Annotated in this window: 20 protein-coding genes and 1 pseudogene; 10 read left to right on the top strand and 11 right to left on the bottom strand. The window is 62.8% G+C overall.

All coding sequences use genetic code 11. From position 1 onward, the window contains the following. Window positions 1-101 precede the first annotated feature (101 nt). From ftsY to rpoH, 4 genes are all read left to right on the top strand, one after another. Entirely contained in the window at window positions 102-1595 is a 1494-nt protein-coding gene (gene ftsY / locus ACF8GF_RS12595; protein WP_392487866.1) for a signal recognition particle-docking protein FtsY, read from the top strand. Between the two features lie 2 nt (window positions 1596-1597). Continuing rightward, window positions 1598-2269: a cell division ATP-binding protein FtsE gene (gene ftsE / locus ACF8GF_RS12590; protein WP_176684769.1), complete on the top strand. Its 672-nt coding sequence runs from the start codon at window positions 1598-1600 to the stop codon at window positions 2267-2269. Continuing rightward, the gene (ftsX, locus tag ACF8GF_RS12585) at window positions 2266-3291 is read left to right on the top strand and encodes a permease-like cell division protein FtsX (protein WP_021783657.1); all 1026 of its coding nucleotides are present in this window, start codon (window positions 2266-2268) and stop codon (window positions 3289-3291) included. Before ftsE ends, ftsX begins: the two co-directional genes overlap by 4 nt. A gap of 111 nt (window positions 3292-3402) precedes the next feature. Continuing rightward, the gene (gene rpoH, locus ACF8GF_RS12580; protein ID WP_003249083.1) at window positions 3403-4257 is read left to right on the top strand and encodes an RNA polymerase sigma factor RpoH; all 855 of its coding nucleotides are present in this window, start codon (window positions 3403-3405) and stop codon (window positions 4255-4257) included. A 384-nt stretch (window positions 4258-4641) separates the two neighbouring features. Here the strand turns inward: rpoH and mtgA are convergent. After that, window positions 4642-5387: pseudogene (gene mtgA / locus ACF8GF_RS12575) on the bottom strand (monofunctional biosynthetic peptidoglycan transglycosylase). 29 nt (window positions 5388-5416) lie between these two features. On the opposite strand from mtgA, the gene ACF8GF_RS12570 reads away from it, so the two are divergent. From ACF8GF_RS12570 to trmB, 4 genes are all read left to right on the top strand, one after another. Beyond that, window positions 5417-5788: a DUF423 domain-containing protein gene (locus tag ACF8GF_RS12570; protein WP_176684771.1), complete on the top strand. Its 372-nt coding sequence runs from the start codon at window positions 5417-5419 to the stop codon at window positions 5786-5788. Between the two features lie 102 nt (window positions 5789-5890). Further along, complete coding sequence (gene thiS, locus ACF8GF_RS12565) at window positions 5891-6091, top strand: sulfur carrier protein ThiS (RefSeq protein ID WP_003249090.1); 201 nt, start codon at window positions 5891-5893, stop codon at window positions 6089-6091. 54 nt (window positions 6092-6145) lie between these two features. Continuing rightward, a complete protein-coding gene (locus ACF8GF_RS12560) occupies window positions 6146-6958 on the top strand; it encodes a thiazole synthase (RefSeq protein ID WP_003249091.1) in 813 nt (270 codons plus the stop codon). Window positions 6959-6967: 9 nt separating this feature from the next. Continuing rightward, window positions 6968-7690, top strand: a complete 723-nt coding sequence (gene trmB, locus ACF8GF_RS12555) for a tRNA (guanosine(46)-N7)-methyltransferase TrmB (RefSeq protein WP_004575478.1) — start codon at window positions 6968-6970, stop codon at window positions 7688-7690. 588 nt (window positions 7691-8278) lie between these two features. Here trmB and ACF8GF_RS12550 read toward each other — a convergent pair. The 9 genes from ACF8GF_RS12550 to ACF8GF_RS12510 form a co-directional block, all read right to left on the bottom strand. Further along, the gene (locus tag ACF8GF_RS12550; RefSeq protein ID WP_003249095.1) at window positions 8279-8605 is read right to left on the bottom strand and encodes a DUF3392 domain-containing protein; all 327 of its coding nucleotides are present in this window, start codon (window positions 8603-8605) and stop codon (window positions 8279-8281) included. Window positions 8606-8614: 9 nt separating this feature from the next. Next, entirely contained in the window at window positions 8615-9790 is a 1176-nt protein-coding gene (gene hemW / locus ACF8GF_RS12545; protein ID WP_392487865.1) for a radical SAM family heme chaperone HemW, read from the bottom strand. After that, window positions 9787-10383 carry an RdgB/HAM1 family non-canonical purine NTP pyrophosphatase gene (gene rdgB, locus ACF8GF_RS12540; RefSeq protein ID WP_176684773.1) on the bottom strand — a complete coding sequence of 199 codons (597 nt, stop codon included), beginning with the start codon at window positions 10381-10383 and terminating at the stop codon, window positions 9787-9789. The genes hemW and rdgB overlap by 4 nt, the downstream gene beginning before the upstream one ends. Further along, window positions 10380-10814, bottom strand: a complete 435-nt coding sequence (locus ACF8GF_RS12535; protein ID WP_021783663.1) for a DUF4426 domain-containing protein — start codon at window positions 10812-10814, stop codon at window positions 10380-10382. Before ACF8GF_RS12535 ends, rdgB begins: the two co-directional genes overlap by 4 nt. Window positions 10815-10836: 22 nt before the next feature. Then, window positions 10837-11457 (bottom strand): methionine biosynthesis protein MetW, encoded by a 621-nt coding sequence (gene metW / locus ACF8GF_RS12530; protein WP_176684774.1) that lies wholly within the window; start codon window positions 11455-11457, stop codon window positions 10837-10839. A 7-nt stretch (window positions 11458-11464) separates the two neighbouring features. Then, on the bottom strand, window positions 11465-12604 hold the full coding sequence (locus tag ACF8GF_RS12525; RefSeq protein WP_252460712.1) for a homoserine O-acetyltransferase: 1140 nt from the start codon (window positions 12602-12604) through the stop codon (window positions 11465-11467). A gap of 99 nt (window positions 12605-12703) precedes the next feature. Next, window positions 12704-13294, bottom strand: a complete 591-nt coding sequence (locus tag ACF8GF_RS12520; RefSeq protein ID WP_012053960.1) for a YggT family protein — start codon at window positions 13292-13294, stop codon at window positions 12704-12706. A gap of 10 nt (window positions 13295-13304) precedes the next feature. After that, window positions 13305-14123, bottom strand: a complete 819-nt coding sequence (proC, locus tag ACF8GF_RS12515; RefSeq protein WP_004575483.1) for a pyrroline-5-carboxylate reductase — start codon at window positions 14121-14123, stop codon at window positions 13305-13307. A gap of 38 nt (window positions 14124-14161) precedes the next feature. Beyond that, window positions 14162-14848, bottom strand: coding sequence for a YggS family pyridoxal phosphate-dependent enzyme (locus ACF8GF_RS12510; RefSeq protein ID WP_176684776.1), 687 nt, complete (start codon window positions 14846-14848; stop codon window positions 14162-14164). Between the two features lie 65 nt (window positions 14849-14913). Here ACF8GF_RS12510 and ACF8GF_RS12505 point away from each other — a divergent pair, with 65 nt between their 5' ends. Continuing rightward, entirely contained in the window at window positions 14914-15909 is a 996-nt protein-coding gene (locus ACF8GF_RS12505) for a type IV pilus twitching motility protein PilT (protein WP_176684777.1), read from the top strand. A 130-nt stretch (window positions 15910-16039) separates the two neighbouring features. On the opposite strand, the gene ACF8GF_RS12500 is transcribed toward ACF8GF_RS12505, so the two are convergent. Next, window positions 16040-16666: a C40 family peptidase gene (locus ACF8GF_RS12500; RefSeq protein WP_176684778.1), complete on the bottom strand. Its 627-nt coding sequence runs from the start codon at window positions 16664-16666 to the stop codon at window positions 16040-16042. A gap of 165 nt (window positions 16667-16831) precedes the next feature. Here ACF8GF_RS12500 and ACF8GF_RS12495 point away from each other — a divergent pair, with 165 nt between their 5' ends. Further along, entirely contained in the window at window positions 16832-17251 is a 420-nt protein-coding gene (locus ACF8GF_RS12495; protein WP_010955634.1) for a TM2 domain-containing protein, read from the top strand. Window positions 17252-17284 lie beyond the last annotated feature (33 nt).

The following is a 17284-nucleotide window of genomic DNA, read 5'->3' as shown; positions in this document are numbered from 1 at the left end:
TTGCGCATGAACCAGCCGGCTTCAAGATAGTCTGTTCTGCGTAGAGAGAATTCCCGATTGGCCATAGCTGGCCTATCGCTACCCTGAGATAGCCGTCTTCCATGTTTGGTTCCAACGACGACAAAAAAGCGCCGGCCGAGGCTGGTGAGAAGAAAGGCCTGTTCAGCTGGTTTCGCAAGAAGCCGCAGCCACCTGTGGGAGCGGACGTACCCGCGAATGCCCCCCCCGCTGTCGAGCAGTCTGCAGCCGCTCCGGTCGAGGGTTCTACCGCCGAAACGCCACAGGCCCCCGAACCCGCCCAGGCCCCTGCGACCCCACCGCTGACCGAGCCGCAGCCGGTCGCTGCACCCGCCCGGCCCCCGGTAGTCGAGGCCCCCGCCCCTGAACCGGTAGCGTCCCAGCCGTTGCAGGCCCCTGAGCCCGAGCCGGTCGCATCCCGGCCACTGGTGGCACCTGCACCGCAGCCGGTCGCGTCCATGCCCTTGCAGGCGGCCCCTGTCGAGTCCGCCCCTGTCGAGGCCGCAGCGCCGGTCAGCAACCTGGTGTTGCCGGTTGCCGAAGAGCCCGTCGCCCTGGTACCGGACCTGGAGCCAAAAGCACCGCCGGCAATCCCGGAGCGCGCGGTGCCAGCCCCCGTGGCCTCTGTTGCTGCACCCGTCGAACAGGCCAAGCCCGGATTCTTCGCGCGCCTCAAGCAAGGCCTGTCCAAGACCAGTGCCAGCATCGGCGAGGGCATGGCCAGCCTGTTCCTCGGCAAGAAGGTCATCGACGACGACCTGCTCGACGAAATCGAGACGCGCCTGCTGACCGCCGACGTGGGTGTGGAGGCTACCTCGGCCATCGTCCAGAACCTGACCCAGAAGGTTGCGCGCAAGCAGTTGGCCGATGCCGATGCCCTGTACAAATCGTTGCAGGAAGAACTGGCTGCGCTGCTGCGCCCGGTCGAGCAGCCGCTGAGTGTACAGGCCCAGAACAAGCCTTATGTGATCCTCGTGGTTGGCGTCAACGGTGCCGGCAAGACCACCACCATCGGCAAACTGGCGAAAAAGCTGCAACTGGAAGGCAAGAAGGTCATGCTGGCTGCCGGTGATACCTTCCGTGCAGCAGCGGTCGAGCAGTTGCAGGTGTGGGGCGAGCGTAACCAGATTCCGGTGATCGCCCAGCATACCGGCGCCGACTCAGCTTCGGTGATCTTCGATGCCGTGCAGGCCGCCAAGGCCCGTGGCGTCGACGTGCTGATCGCCGACACTGCCGGCCGCCTGCACACCAAGGACAACCTGATGGAAGAGCTGAAGAAGGTCCGCCGGGTCATCGGCAAGCTCGACGTTGAGGCACCGCACGAGGTGCTGCTGGTGCTTGACGCCGGCACCGGCCAGAACGCCATCAGTCAGGCCAAGTACTTCAACCAGAGCGTCGAGCTGACCGGCCTGGCCCTGACCAAGCTGGACGGCACTGCCAAGGGCGGGGTGATCTTCGCCCTGGCCAAGCAGTTCAACATCCCGATCCGTTTCATCGGTGTCGGTGAAGGCATCGACGACCTGCGTACCTTCGAAGCCGAGCCGTTCGTCAAGGCTCTGTTCGCCGAGCGAGATTGACCATGATCCGATTCGAGCAGGTTGCCAAGCGCTATCCCAACGGTCATGTGGGTTTGCATGAGCTGAGTTTCCGGGCGCGCCGGGGCGAATTCCTGTTCGTCACCGGCCACTCGGGCGCTGGCAAGAGCACCTTGCTGCGCCTGTTGCTGGCCATGGAGCGCCCGACCAGCGGCAAGCTGATGCTGGCAGGGCAGGACCTGGGCCAGATCAGCAATGCGCAAATCCCGTTCCTGCGCCGGCAGATCGGCGTGGTGTTCCAGAACCACCAGCTGTTGTTCGACCGCACGGTATTCAACAACATTGCCTTGCCGCTGCAGATTCTCGGCCTGTCCAAGCTCGAGATCGCCAAGCGCGTGGACTCGGCCCTGGAGCGTGTATCGCTGTCCGACAAAGGCGAGCTGTTCCCGGCCGACCTGTCCACCGGGCAGCAGCAGCGGGTGGGTATCGCCCGCGCCATCGTTCACCAGCCGGCGCTGCTGCTGGCCGACGAGCCCACCGGTAACCTCGACCCGCGCCTGGCTGCAGAGATCATGGGCGTGTTCGAGGACATCAACCGCCTGGGCACGACGGTATTGATCGCCAGCCACGACCTGGCACTGATCGCGCGCATGCGCCACCGCATGCTGACCTTGCAACGCGGCCGCTTGATCGGCGATGGGGAGGCCGGGCAATGAACACTACACGTACGCCGAAGGTTTCCGAGCGGGTCGCACCGAAACCGGCCGATCCGCAACCTGCGAAGAAAAAACGCGGTGAAGACGATGATGGCCCGGACTTCCGCACCCTGCTGCATGCCTGGCTGGAAAGCCACCGTGCCAGCTTGGCCGACAGCCTGCGCCGTCTGGGCAAGCAGCCGATCGGCAGTTTCTTCACCTGCCTGGTGATGGCAGTGGCGTTGAGCATGCCGATGGGCCTGTCCTTGTTGCTGAAGAACGTCGAGCAGCTTGGCGGTTCGTGGCAGCGCGCTGCGCAGATTTCGCTGTACCTCAAGCTTGATGCCGGCAGCCGCGATGGCGAAGCGCTGCGCGACGAGATCAAGGGCATGCCTGGGGTGGCGGACGCCCAGTATGTCAGCCGCGAGCAGGCGCTGGAGGAGTTCCAGCAGCAGTCCGGGCTGGGCGAGGCCCTGCGCGAACTGCCAGACAACCCACTGCCGGGTGTGGTGGTGGTAACCCCGACCGAGGTCGACAAGCCGGCCCTGGAAGCCTTGCGTCAGCGCCTGTCGGAGTTGCCGCGGGTGGACGTGGCGCAACTGGACCTGGTCTGGGTCGAGCGCCTGGCAGCCATCCTCAAGTTGGGTGACCGCTTCGTCTTCGGACTGGCCGTGATGCTGATTTCTGCCCTGCTGTTAGTAATCGGTAACACAATTCGTCTACACATTGAAAACCGCCGAATCGAGATCGAAGTGATCAAGCTGGTCGGCGGCACCGACGCCTACGTGCGCCGGCCTTTCCTGTACATGGGCGCCCTGTATGGCCTGGGCGCAGGCCTGCTGGCGTGGGGCATCCTGGCGTTTGGCCTGAACTGGCTGAACGAGGCGGTGGTAGGGCTTTCCGGGCTGTATGGCAGTGACTTCGCCCTGGGCGGCGTCCCGGCTTCCGATGGTCTGTCGCTCTTGATCGGAGCCGTGCTGTTGGGGTATATCGGTGCATGGATTGCAGTCGCCCGCCACTTGAACGAGCTGGCGCCGCGATAGTTTTTACCTGCCAGCATTGACATTTTCTTCACTACGGAACTTGTACCGTCGTTCCGGGTCAATGTTGGCAGCGCCCACAAGGTGCGAGTTTTGTAAGTCGGAGGTTCTTGAATGACCACATCGTTGCAACCTGCCTATGCCCTGGTACCCGGTGCAAACCTGGAAGCCTATGTGCACACGGTCAACAGCATCCCGCTGCTGACGGTCGAGCAGGAGCGTGATCTGGGCGAGCGTCTCTATTATGAGCAGGATGTCGAGGCCGCTCGTCAGATGGTGATGGCCCACCTGCGTTTTGTTGTACATATCGCCCGTAGCTATGCCGGCTACGGGTTGGCACAGGCTGACCTGATCCAGGAAGGCAACGTCGGCCTGATGAAAGCCGTCAAGCGCTTCAACCCGGAAATGGGCGTGCGTCTGGTGTCGTTCGCCGTGCACTGGATCAAGGCAGAGATCCACGAGTTCATTCTGCGCAACTGGCGCATCGTGAAGGTGGCTACCACCAAGGCTCAGCGCAAGCTGTTCTTCAACCTGCGTAGCCAGAAGAAGCGTCTGGCGTGGCTGAACAACGACGAAGTGCATCGCGTGGCGGAAAGCCTTGGCGTCGAGCCGCGCGAAGTGCGCGAGATGGAAAGCCGCCTCAGTGGCCAGGACATGGCCTTTGACCCTGCAGCGGAAGCTGACGACGACAGCGCCTTCCAGTCGCCTGCGCATTACCTGGAAGACCACCGTTACGATCCGGCGGTGCAGCTGGAGGATGCCGACTGGAGTGACAACTCCACCAGCAACCTGCACGAAGCGCTGCAGGGCCTGGACGAGCGTAGCCGCGACATTCTCTACCAGCGTTGGCTGGCGGAAGAGAAGGCCACGCTGCATGAACTGGCAGACAAGTACAGCGTATCGGCGGAGCGTATTCGCCAGCTGGAGAAGAATGCGATGAACAAGGTCAAGGCCCTGATCGCTGCCTGATCGAGTCTGGGTTGTAAAGAAAAGCCGCTGACCCGAATGGGGTGAGCGGCTTTTTTGTTTGTGCTGGTTTTGCTGGCCTCTTCGCGGGTAAACCCGCTCCTACAGGAGATGCGGTTGCCCGTAGGCGCGGGTTTGCCCGCGAGGAGGCCGGGGATGCGGTTGCCCGTAGGTGCGGGTTTGCCCGCGAGGAGGCCGGGGATGCGGTTGCCCGTAGGCGCGGGTTTGCCCGCGAGGAGGCCGGGGATGCGGTTGCCCGTAGGCGCGGGTTTGCCCGTGAGGAGGCCGGGGATGCGGTTGCCCGTAGGCGCGGGTTTGCCCGTGAGGAGGCCGGGGATGCGGTTGCCCGTAGGAGCGGGTTTACCCGCGAAAGGGCCGGGCCTGCATTCAAAGCTTTCTGGATGAGTCCAGCTGCATCAAGTAGCTGGGCCCGCCCAACTGGCTCATCTGCCGGCGAATCCAGCTGGCCCGGCTGGCCACATACGCACTCGGCCGGCTGGCGCTCCACTTGATCGGGCTAGGCAGCACCGCAGCCAGCTGCGCTGCCTGCTGACGGCTGAGCCGGCTGGCGTCGACACCAAAGTGATAACGCGCCGCCGCCTGGGCACCAAACACGCCCTTGCCCCACTCAGCGCTGTTCAAATAGACCTCGAGAATCCTTTCCTTCGACCAGAACAGCTCGATCAGTGCAGTGAACCAGGCCTCCAGTCCCTTGCGAAACCAGCTGCGGCCTGACCACAGGAAGAGATTCTTGGCCACTTGTTGGGTCAGGGTGCTGGCGCCGCGAATATTACCGCCGCGCTCGTTGTGCGCCAGGGCCGCCTGAATGGCCGGGATGTCGAAACCCCAGTGGCTGGCGAACTTCTGGTCCTCGCCAGCAATGACCGCAACCTTGAGCTGATCGGAGATGTTCTCCCATGGCTCCCAGTCGCGCTGCAGGTCGATCGGTTCACCACTCACCCAAGACTGTACCTTGCGCTCGACCATCAGCGCCGTGCCGGGCGGTGGGATCCAGCGGAACACCAGCACCAGTACGATGCTGCCGGCAACGAACCAGAGCAGGGCACGGGAGAGGCGACGGATAAGCGTTGACAGCATGTCGATGGCTTGGCCCTAAGGGTGGAAGGGGCCATTATACAGACCCGATACAAGGAGTCGTCCCATGCTTCGCAGCTTCCTGATGCTTGCCGCCTTTTTTGGCTTTACCGGGGTCGCCCTGGGCGCCTTCGCCGCTCATGGCCTGAAAAACCGGCTGACGGCTGACTACCTGGCGATCTTCCATACTGGCGTGACTTACCAACTGGTCCATGCCTTGGCGATTTTCGGCGTTGCGGTGCTCTCGGCGCACCTGCCCGGGCGCCTGGTGGGGTGGGCCGGCGGCCTGTTTGCGTTGGGCATCCTGCTGTTCTCCGGCAGCCTGTACCTACTGACCCTCAGTGGCCTCGGCAAGCTTGGCATCATCACCCCGATTGGTGGCTTGTGCTTCCTCGGCGGCTGGTTGTGCCTGGGCCTGGCAGCCTGGCGGCTGGGCTGACCGAGTGGTCCACAATCACGACTAATGGCGCGCACCGCCCTTGGGTTGCAGGGCGGTTCGGCGCTAGAATGCTGGCCCCAAAGAACAATGGTGGCCGTGCGCATGCGCATTAAATTGAACGGTGAACCTTACGAACTGCCTGCCGGCGAAAGCGTTGCAGCCCTGCTGGCGCGCCTTGAGCTGACCGGGCGCCGTGTTGCAGTGGAACTGAACCTGGATATCGTGCCGCGCAGCCAGCACGACAGTACGCTGCTGAATGACGGTGACCAGGTCGAAGTGGTCCACGCCATCGGTGGCGGCTGACAGCAGCCCGGCGGTTCACAAGCAAGCCCTGCAACCTTTTCCCGAGGAACAACGATGAGCAACGTTCGTAGCGACAAGCCCTTCACCCTGGCCGGGCGTACTTTCCAGTCGCGCCTGCTGGTCGGTACCGGCAAGTACCGTGACATGGAAGAAACCCGCCTGGCCACCGAGGCCTCGGGTGCCGAAATCGTCACTGTCGCTGTGCGCCGCACCAACCTTGGCCAGAACGCGGGCGAGCCGAACCTGCTCGATGTGCTGTCGCCTGACAAGTACACCATCCTGCCGAACACTGCAGGCTGCTTTGATGCAGTGGAAGCGGTACGCACTTGCCGTCTGGCGCGCGAACTGCTCGATGGGCGCAAATCGCACGAGTCCCGCACGCTGGTGAAGCTGGAAGTGCTGGCTGACCAGAAAACCCTGTTCCCCAACGTGATCGAAACCCTCAAGGCTGCCGAAGTGCTGGTCAAGGAAGGTTTCGACGTCATGGTCTACACCAGCGATGATCCGATCATCGCCCGTCAGCTGGCCGAAGTCGGCTGCATCGCAGTCATGCCGCTGGCTGGCCTGATTGGCACCGGCCTGGGTATTTGCAACCCTTACAACCTGCAGATCATCCTGGAAGAATCCAAGGTGCCGGTGCTGGTCGATGCCGGTGTGGGTACCGCATCCGACGCCACCATCGCCATGGAAATGGGCTGTGAGGCGGTGCTGATGAACTCGGCCATCGCCCATGCCCAGCAGCCAGTGCTGATGGCCGAGGCCATGAAGCACGCCATTGTCGCGGGTCGCATGGCCTATCTGGCCGGTCGTATGCCGAAGAAACTCTATGCCAGCGCCTCTTCGCCGCTGGATGGTCTGATCAAGTAAGAGCAACTGATGACTGAATCGCACGATACGCCGATCACCCCCGACGGCGAAGCCCGCCCACACCGCCGCATCAAGAGCTTCGTGATGCGTGCCGGGCGCATGACCGAAGGCCAGCAACGCGGCCTTGACCAAGGCGGCCCGCTGTACATCCTGCCACTGGCTGACAGCCCGGTGGACTACGACCAGGTGTTCGGCCGCTCGGCCCCGCGCACCTTGGAGATCGGCTTCGGCATGGGCCATTCCCTGCTGGAAATGGCCGCTGCCGCACCGGAGCAGGACTTCATCGGTGTGGAAGTGCACCGCCCGGGTGTTGGCGCGCTGCTCAATGGCGTGCTGACTCAGGGGCTGAAAAACCTGCGGGTGTATGACTGTGATGCCATCGAAGTGCTGAACCGCTGCGTGGCGGATAACAGCCTCGATCGGTTGATGCTGTTCTTCCCAGACCCTTGGCACAAGGCGCGTCATCACAAGCGCCGCATCGTCCAGCTGGAGTTCGCCGAGCTGGTACGTCGCAAGCTCAAGCCCGGTGGCGTGTTCCACATGGCCACCGACTGGGAGCCGTATGCCGAGTACATGCTGGAAGTGATGAGCGCTGCCCCGGGCTATCGCAACCGTGCGGCAGACGGCACCTATGTGCCGCGCCCCGAAGAGCGCCCGATCACCAAGTTCGAACGCCGCGGTGAGCGGTTGGGGCATGGGGTGTGGGACTTGAAGTTCGAGAAGGTGGATTGAGCGGCTGATACGGCTTTTCGATGTGCTGATGCCTGCAGGAATGCAGGCGAAAATAACCGCCTTGAGAAGGGCGGTTTTTTTCGGTAATACACAACATCTCAGGGCATGCCCGCGAAGAAACTAACGCGGTGGATGGCACCGGCTTTGCCGGTGTTCGCGGGCGGCTGCGACGGTGAGCGGCGGGTGGAGATTGGCCAGCAGGGCCGGCCCATTCGCGGGTGAACCCGCTCCTACAGCGGTCTGTGTCCAACCCCGAGATGTGTCCACCACCAGTCTGTGTAGGAGCGGGTTTACCCGCGAATACGGTGGCGGCGGCAACGGTGAACGGCGGGGAAATTGGCCAGCAGGGCCGGCCCTTTCGCGGGTAAACCCGCTCCTACAGTGGGCTGTGTCCAACCACCGATGTGTGTCCACCACCCATCTGTGTAGGAGCGGGTTTACCCGCGAATACGGTGGCGGCAGCAACAGTGAATGGCGGGTGGAAATTGGCCAGCAGGGCCGGCCTCTTCGCGGGTAAACCCGCTCCTACAGGCGGCCGCGCAGGTCTTTCAAATGTTGAGCAAGACAGTTGACCCAGGGGCCATTGGCTCAGCCGCGGCGATCCGCCACCACGCCAATCAACACCAGCACCACCAGCAACACCGGCGCCAGCGCATAGTTGTTGAACTGGCTCAGCCCCTTCACCACCCACGGCGTGGCATAGATCAGCGCAGCACCGCTGCCGATCATCACCATCAGCGCCATGAACGGCACGCGCAGGGCGCCGGCGAGGCCGCCCAGGCGCTGCTCGGCCCAGGCTTTGACATCGGTGCCGAACAGCACCAGCAGGCAGCCTACCAAGGCCAGTGAAATCTCCGACAGGTTGCTGCGGCTCCAGCGGGAAACCGTCGCGAGCAGATCAAGTACCAGATCCATGGGTCATCCTTAGGTCAAGAAATACTGCAGCAGGTCATTGAGGAACAACTGGCCCCTCGGCGTGGCTACCAGTCGATCCGGTTCGACCTGCAAAAGGCCCTTTTGTTCGGCGGCACGGCGTGCCTCATGCAGCTGTGCCAGTGGCAAGCCGGTGCGTTGGGTAAACAAGTCGGCTTCCACTCCATCGGTCAGGCGCAGGGCGTTCATCAGGAACTCGAACGGCAGTTCTTCGACTGGCAGCAGCTTCTCGCCGGCCTTGAACGGTTTGGCCAGGTTCAGGTAGTCCTTGGGCAGGCGAGTCTTCCAGGTACGCAGGATGCGCCCGTCGGCGAAAGTGAGCTTGCCGTGGGCGCCGGCGCCAATGCCGATGAAGTCGCCGAAGCGCCAGTAGTTGAGGTTGTGCCGGGCGGCGCGGCCTGCCTGGGCGTAGGCCGATACCTCGTACTGGCGGTAGCCGTGCGCGGCCATCAGCGTTTGGCCGGCTTCCTGAATATCCCAGAGGATATCGTCTTCCGGCAGCTCTGGCGGCTGGTTCCAGAACACCGTGTTCGGTTCCACGGTCAGCTGATACCACGACAGGTGTGTCGGCCCCAGGTCGATGGCCTGGCGCAGGTCAGCCAGCGCGTCGTCCAGCGACTGGTCGGGCAGGCCGTGCATCAGGTCCATGTTGAAATTGTCGAAACCGGCCGCGCGCGCCATGCCAGCGGCCCGAACCGCTTCGTCGCCATTGTGGATGCGACCAAGTGCTTCCAGCTTGGCTGGCTGGAAGCTCTGCACACCGATCGACAGGCGGTTGATGCCCGTCTGCCGGTAGGCCTTGAACTTGTCCTGCTCAAAGGTGCCTGGGTTGGCTTCCAGGGTAATCTCGATGTCTGGCGCGAACGCAATACGTTGCTCTACGCCCCGCAGCAGCCGGCCGAGGGCGTTGGCACTGAACAGGCTTGGCGTACCGCCACCGAAGAAGATCGAGCTGATCGGGCGGCCTTGTACGGCAGCCAGTTCCTGGTCGAGGTCGTCGAGCAGGGCTGTGACATAGGCATCTTCCGGTAGCTCAGGCCCGGCAGCGTGGGAGTTGAAGTCGCAATAAGGGCATTTGCGTACGCACCACGGAATGTGGATGTACAGCGCCAGCGGCGGCAGGCTGCTAAAGCCTGCCGCACCGGGGGGCGACAGCATTTCGATCATGCCAGGCCCAGACGTTGGCGCAGCAGGGCCATGGCACGGGCGCGGTGGCTGAGCTGGTTCTTGTCTGCGGGGGGCAGATCGGCGCTGGAGCAGTTGCGCTCCGGTACCCAGAACAGCGGGTCGTAGCCAAAGCCCTGCTCACCGCTGGCCTCGAACAGGATGCGCCCTTGCCACAGGCCTTCGCACAGGATCGGCAACGGGTCGTCGGCGTGACGTACCAGTGCCAGAACGCAGACGAACTGTGCACCGCGCTCAGCTTCAGGCACGTCTTTCAAGGCTTCGAGCAGCTTGGCGTTGTTTGCCGCGTCACCCTGGCCATCGGCATAGCGTGCCGAGTAGATGCCCGGCGCGCCGCCGAGGAAATCCACCGCCAGACCGGAGTCATCGGCCAGGGCCGGCAGGCCGGAAATGCGGGCGGCGTTGCGCGCCTTGAGGATGGCGTTCTCGACGAACGACAGGCCGGTTTCTTCCGGCTCGACCTGGCTGAACTCACCAATCGAGCGCAGTTGCACGGATTGGCCGAGCATGGCCTGGAGTTCCTTGAGTTTGCCGGCGTTGTGGCTGGCCAATACGAGTTGCTGGAAATTCATCATTCGCCTGGGAACACTTCCTGGTTGAAGCGGAGAGAGTTGCTGATGCCGCCGGTTTCGATGTTCAGGTCGAAGGTGACGGTTTCTGGCTGGTCGATCTTGAACTGGGCGATGTAGTACACCGCGCCCTGTTCGGTAATCTGCTTGAACGACAGCGGGCTGCTGCGCCCGGTCAGGTCCTTGATCGTGCCGCTGACCACCGCTGTGGCCGGTTTGCTGGCCTTGAGTACGGTAATGTTGAGCACGCCCTGGTTCTTGCTGCGAACCAGGCCGGTGGCCGCGGCCACCTCGGGCGTGAGCATGCTCGACGTGAACGCGCTGTAGTGCACCGTCACGTCGCCAAATACCTCCTTGCGCTCGGGGCGTGCGGCATCGGCAGCCAGTACTGGCAGGGCCAGGCACAGGCTGATCAGGAACAGGGCTAGGCGGCGCATGGGGCGATTCCTCCGGTGGGCGTCAGACCGCGAGCGGCTGCTCTTGCAGGCCCGGACTGCTGACGCGGTAGATGCCGATCTCACCTAGAAGATTAGGCCATAGCCGGCCGCCCCACCCATTGCGGTGCAAGTGGTCGACCGCCAGGCGGTCGAGTACCTTGGCTCGGCGTTCGTGCACAAGTTCTTCGAAGTCGGCGAAGGTGCAGAAGTGGATGTTCGGCGTGTTGTACCAGGTATACGGCATGAAGTCCGATACCGGCATGCGGCCTTTGGTCGCCAGGTACCAGCGGCAGCGCCAGTGGCCGAAGTTGGGGAAGGTGATGATGCACTGACGGCCTACGCGCAGCATTTCGTCGAGGATGCGGTCGGGGTATTCCACGGCCTGCAGGGCCTGGGTCATGATCACCACGTCGAAGCTGTCGCTGGCAAAGTTGCCCAGGCCTTTGTCCAGGTCTTGTTCGATGACGTTGACGCCCTTGGCCACGCAGGCGGCGATGTTGTCGGCGTCGATTTCCAGGCCATAGCCGGTGACCTGTTTGCGGTCACGCAGCGAGGCCAGCAGTTCGCCGCTACCGCAGCCCAGGTCGAGTACCCGGCTGCCGGCGGGGATCCAGTCGTGGATGATTTCCAGATCGGCTCTCATGCTGTCCTCAGATGGCAATGCGGTTCATGTAGTTCGAGAAACCCTGCATGTAGCGAGGTGTGGGGATCAGGAAGGCATCGTGCCCGTAGGGCGAATCGATCTCCAGATAGCAGACGTTCTTGCGTGCAGCCATCAGCGCGTTGACGATTTCGCGCGAACGGGCCGGAGAGAAGCGCCAGTCGGTGGTGAACGACATGATGCAGTAGTCCGCCGTGACGTGGGCCAGGGTGGCTGCCAGGTCACCCCCCTGCTTGGCGGCCGGGTCGAAATAGTCCAGTGCCTTGGTCATCAGCAGGTAGGTATTGGCATCGAAACGGCCGGAAAACTCCTCGCCCTGATAGCGCAGGTAGCTTTCGACCTGAAACTCGACGCTGTGGAAGTCGTAGTTGAGCTTGTCGCTTTTCAGCTCACGGCCGAATTTTTCACCCATCGAGTCGTCGGACAGATAGGTAATGTGCCCGACCATGCGTGCCAGCATCAGGCCCCGTTTGGGGATCACGCCCTGGTCCTGGAACGAACCGCCATGGAACTCCGGGTCGGTGAGAATGGCCTGGCGCGCCACCTCGTTGAAGGCGATGTTCTGCGCCGACAGCTTGGGCGCCGAGGCAATGTCGACGCAATGGCGCACACGCTCGGGGTAGCTGATGGTCCATTGCAGCGCCTGCATGCCGCCAAGGCTGCCGCCGACGACAGCGGCCCATTGCTGGATGCCCAGGCGCTCGCCCAGGCGCACCTGGCTGTGTACCCAGTCCTCTACGGTCAGTACAGGGAAATCGGCGCCATACGGTTTGCCGGTGGCAGGGTTGACGCTGCTGGGGCCAGTGCTGCCGTTGCAGCCACCGAGGTTGTTCAGGCTGACCACGAAGAAGCGGTTGGTATCGATCGGCTTGCCGGGGCCGATGCAGCTGTCCCACCAGCCCGGCTTGCGGTCGGTGGCGGCATGGTAGCCAGCGGCATGGTGGTGGCCGGACAGGGCATGGCAGATCAGCACGGCATTGCTCGCGCTGGCGTTCAGGGTGCCATAGGTCTCGTAGACCAGTTCGTAACTGGCCAGTGAGCGGCCACAGGCCAGTGCCAGCGGTTCATCGAACCGGGCGGTTTGCGGTACTACCAGACCGACGGAATCTTCGGGAAAGACAGTTGACATCGACCCTGCTCACGCTTGACGGAGGCGTAAGTCTAAAGAGCGCTACCCCCAGCGGCAAGCAAAGGCTTGCGACTGGGGGCAAGCTGGCTCTGGCGAGCCTCAGATCATTCGCCACAGCTCTTGAGGCATGCCGGCGTAGGCAGCCAGCGGGGGCATGACAAACGACTGGATTACCTGGATCGCCAGGAAGGCGAAGATCGGCGAGATGTCCATGCCGCCCAGATTTGGTACCAGGCGGCGGAATGGCGCCAGCACTGGCTCGCTGATCTGGTAGGCCAGTTCGGCCGCCGGGTTGTGGCTGTTGGGTGCAACCCAGGACACGATCACCATGACGATCATCGCCACCCAGAAAATCTTCAGGAACAGCGAGGTGATGCCGATGATCGCCCACATCAGCAGGTGCAGGACGTCACCGAAGGTACCGTAGGTGACCATCAGCACGAAGCCCATCAGCAGGGCCTGGATAACCACCGCCAGCAGCAGCGACGAGGTGTCCAGCCCGCCAACGCTGGGGATGATCCGGCGGATCGGCTTGAGCAGTGGTTGGGTGGCACGAACTGCGAACTGGCACAGCGGGTTGTAGAAGTTGGCCTTGACCAACTGCAGTACGAAGCGCAGCAGGACGATTACCAGGTAAAGGCTTACCAGGGTTTGCACCACGAAAATCGCGGCGCCTGACAGTGCATTCATCTAAAGCTCCTTATTTGCCCAGTTGTTCGGCCAGCTCGGCGGAGCGCGTGGCTGCAGCCTGCAGCGCCTGCTCGACGATGGCTTCGAAGCCGCTGGCCTGGAACGACTTGATCGCCGCTTCCGTGGTGCCGGCGGGCGAGGTGACGCGGCGGCGCAGTTCGGCGGCATCGACATCGCTTGCAACCGCCATGCGCGCGGCGCCCAGGGCCGTCTGCAAGGTCAGTTGGGAGGCGGTTTCGCGTGGCAGGCCGAGTTTTTCGCCGGCCGCAGTCATGGCCTCGATCAGCAGGAAGAAGTACGCCGGGCCACTGCCGGACACAGCAGTCACGGCGTCCAGTTGCTGTTCCTGCTCCAGCCACAGGGCGGTGCCCACGGCCGACAGCAGTTGTTCGGCCTGCTGACGCTGTTCGCCGGACACTTCAGCGGTGGCGTACAGGCCGCTCACGCCTTGACGCAGCAATGCCGGGGTGTTGGGCATGCAGCGCACTACCGGGCGAGCGCCCACCCAGCTTTGCAGGCTGGCGCACGTGATACCGGCGGCGATGGAAACGATCAGCTGGCCATCCTGCAGGTTGGGTTGCAACGCCTGACAGACGGTTTTCATGACTTGTGGCTTGACCGCCAGCACGATGACGTCGGCGCCATCGATGGCCTGGGCGTTGTCCTCGAACGCTTCAATGCCGTGCTCGGCCTGGATGCGACTGCGGGTCTCGGCGCCCGGGTCGCTGGCGCGGATCTGCGAGGCGTCCAGGCCCTGGGCACGCAGACCACCGATCAGGCTGGCGGCCATGTTGCCGGCGCCGATAAAGGCAATACGTGTCTTGCTCATGTCAGGTCCTTGTGGGAAAGAGTGAGTGAAACATGGAATCAAGTGTTGCCGTAGTCGCGGGCACCGAACAGGGCCGTGCCAATCCGTACCCACGTCGCGCCCTGGGCGATGGCCGCTTCCAGGTCGTGGCTCATGCCCATGGACAGGGTGTCCAGGCCAAGCCCCAGGCCTTCCTGCAACTTGCGCAGGCTGGCGAACGCGGCCTCTTGGGTGGCGCGGTCTTCGGTGGGTTCGGGAATTGCCATCAGCCCGCGCAGGCGCAGGTTGGGCAGTGCGGCTACGGCTGCGGCCAGCGCGGGCAGGTCGGCCGGGGCGCAGCCGGATTTACTGTCTTCGCCGCTGACGTTTACCTGCAGGCAGATGTTCAGCGGTGCCAGGCCGGCAGGGCGCTGTTCCGACAGGCGTTGGGCAATTTTCATGCGGTCCACGGAATGTACCCAGTCGAAGTGCTCGGCAATGGCTTTGGTCTTGTTCGACTGAATGGGGCCGATGAAGTGCCAGATCAAGGGCAAGTCGCTGAGCGCCTGCTGCTTTGTCAGTGCTTCCTGTAGGTAATTTTCCCCGAAGTCGCGCACACCGGCGGCATGGATCTCACGGATAGCGCTGGCGGGCTTGGTCTTGCTCACGGCCAGCAACTGGACGCTGGCCGGATTACGCCCGACTGCCTGGGCAGCACTGGCGATACGGGCGGAAATCGCGGAAAGGTTGTCTGCTAGGGTGGACATGGATCAATGCCGGCAGCTGTAGGGTCTGCGGCATTCTACCTGCTTGAAGGCCTTTGGGGAGTCTCATGGATGTGACCGACCTGTTGGCCCGAGCTGTGGATGCGGGGGCTTCGGACCTGCACCTGGCGACGGGCCAGATTCCGATGCTGCGTCTGGATGGCGAGTTGCAGCGTATGGGCTTGCCACCCTTGAGCGCGGGTGCCTTGATCGAGGGCATGGCGAGCTTGCTGGATGACCACCAGCACCAGCAGTGGGCCCAAGGCGATGAACTGGACCTTGCGCTGGAGTTGCCGACGCTTGGGCGCTTTCGGCTGAACCTGTTTCGCCAGTTGAATGGCCCGGCGGCGACCTTTCGGCTGATTCCGGGGCGAATTGCCACGGTGAGCGAGCTGGACCTTGCGGATGTGTTTCAAGCTGTTGCGCAATGCAGTGATGGCTTGATCCTCGTGGGCGGGCCGACCGGCAGTGGCAAGTCCAGCACCCTGGCAACGCTGCTCGACCAACTGAACCGCGAGCGGGCACTGCACATCATTACTTTGGAAGACCCTGTCGAGGTCATCCATGGCAGCCAGCGCAGCCTGGTCAACCAGCGTGAGATGGGGCGCCATAGCCGCGGCTTTGCTCAGGGGCTACGCAGTGCGCTGCGCCAGGATCCGGATGTGATCATGATCGGCGAGTTGCGCGACCTGGAAACCATTCGCCTGGCCCTGCGCGCGGCCGAAACCGGGCACCTGGTGCTGGCAACCGTGCATGCGCGTTCGGCGACCAGCAGCCTCGACAGGTTGGTGGAGGTTTTTGCTGCCGAGGAAAAACCGTTGGTGCGGGCGATGCTGGCCGAGTCGCTGCGCCTGGTGGTCGCGCAGGTGCTGGTCAGGCGCGTGGGCGGTGGGCGGGTGGCTGTGCGGGAAGTGCTGGTGGCGACGCCGGCGGTGCGTAACCTGGTTCGGGAGGGGCGGTTGGCGCAGTTGTCTTCGGTGATGCAGGGCGGCGCGGCAGAGGGGATGCGGACGATGGAGGGGGCGTTGCGGAGGCTGAGGGAGCGAGGGTTGATCAAAAGCTAGTAGTACCTGCAAAGGCCCTTTCGCGGGCGCGCCCGCTCCCACAGGTATGGCGCTGCCCGCGAGAGCGACGCGGTACCTGTGGGAGCGGGCGTGCCCGCGAAGGGGCCGGTACCGGATAGCGCCGATCAGATTAACGCTTGGCCAGGTTCAGCTGTTGATGCTCTTTCGGCAGCACCCGCTTGGCCACCACGTAGTGCTTCTGCCAGTAAGGCTTGCTCAAGGTATCGATACTCACGCGCTTGCCACGGCGTGGAGCGTGGATGAAACGGTCGTTACCCAGGTAGATGGCGACGTGATTGACCCGACGGCTCTTGATGTTGAAGAAAATCAGGTCGCCAGGCTTCAGATCTTTCTTGGCCACTTTCACCCCGTGGCCCTTGGCCATCGCATTGGAGGTGCGCGGCAGATCGACGTCGGCGATGTCGTTGAAGGCGTATTTGACCAGCCCGCTGCAGTCAAAGCCTTTTTTCGGGCTGCTGCCGCCCCAAACATAAGGGGTGCCGAGCACATTTACCGCACGGCTGAGCACATCGCTGCTTTGCTTCGGCGACATGGCGGTGACCTGCGCACCGTGGCTGCTGGCGGCATTGCTTGGGCGGGCGTGTAGCGCGGTCTGTTTGACGGGGGCGCGTTTCACCGAGGCGTTGGTCGTGTAGCCGGTGAAACCATTGGGAAGACGTTGCTCACGATTGGTGGCGTGGGCGGCCAAGGGCAATAATAGGCAGAGGGTCAGCCATGTCTTGATCAAAGGCGGCATAGATGAAGCTCTTATGAATAGTTGTGTGTTGGCGCGCAACTTTATAACAGCTTTTTGATCAGTTATTGATCCGTTGGTCGATTGTCCAGGTGCCGTATGTCGGCTTGCGACGAAAAAGTCACATTTTTTCTTAGAAAATTTTTGGATAACCCACAGGGGCTATGAATGAACAGTTATCAACAGGGGGTGCCCTTTCACGACACCCACAGCAAAACCATCGGCTACCTGCTGTGGATTTTCGGCTTCACCGGTTCCCATCGTTTCTATTACGGCAAGCCGATTACCGGGACCATCTGGTTCTTCACCTTGGGCTTGCTGGGCATTGGTTGGTTGATCGACCTGTTCCTGATTCCGTCCATGGACCGTGAAGCCGACCTGAGGTTTCAATCGGGGCGTATCGACTACAACATCGCCTGGATTCTGCTGACCTTCCTGGGGGTGTTTGGCCTGCACCGGCTGTATCAGGGTAAGTGGATCACCGCGATCATCTACTTCTTTACCGGCGGGTTGTTTCTGGTGGGGGTGCTGTATGACTTCTGGACGTTGAACAGCCAGGTGTCCGAAAGGAATGCGGGGCGGGGCTGACGGCGCCGGGGGCTGTTTTACAGCCCATTCAAG

Source organism: Pseudomonas sp. yb_5 (assembly GCF_043103865.1).
Taxonomy (GTDB): Bacteria; Pseudomonadota; Gammaproteobacteria; order Pseudomonadales; family Pseudomonadaceae; genus Aquipseudomonas; species Aquipseudomonas putida_Y.
Note: the sequence above shows the minus strand (reverse complement) of the source record. Positions and strands in the feature narration are given on the sequence as shown.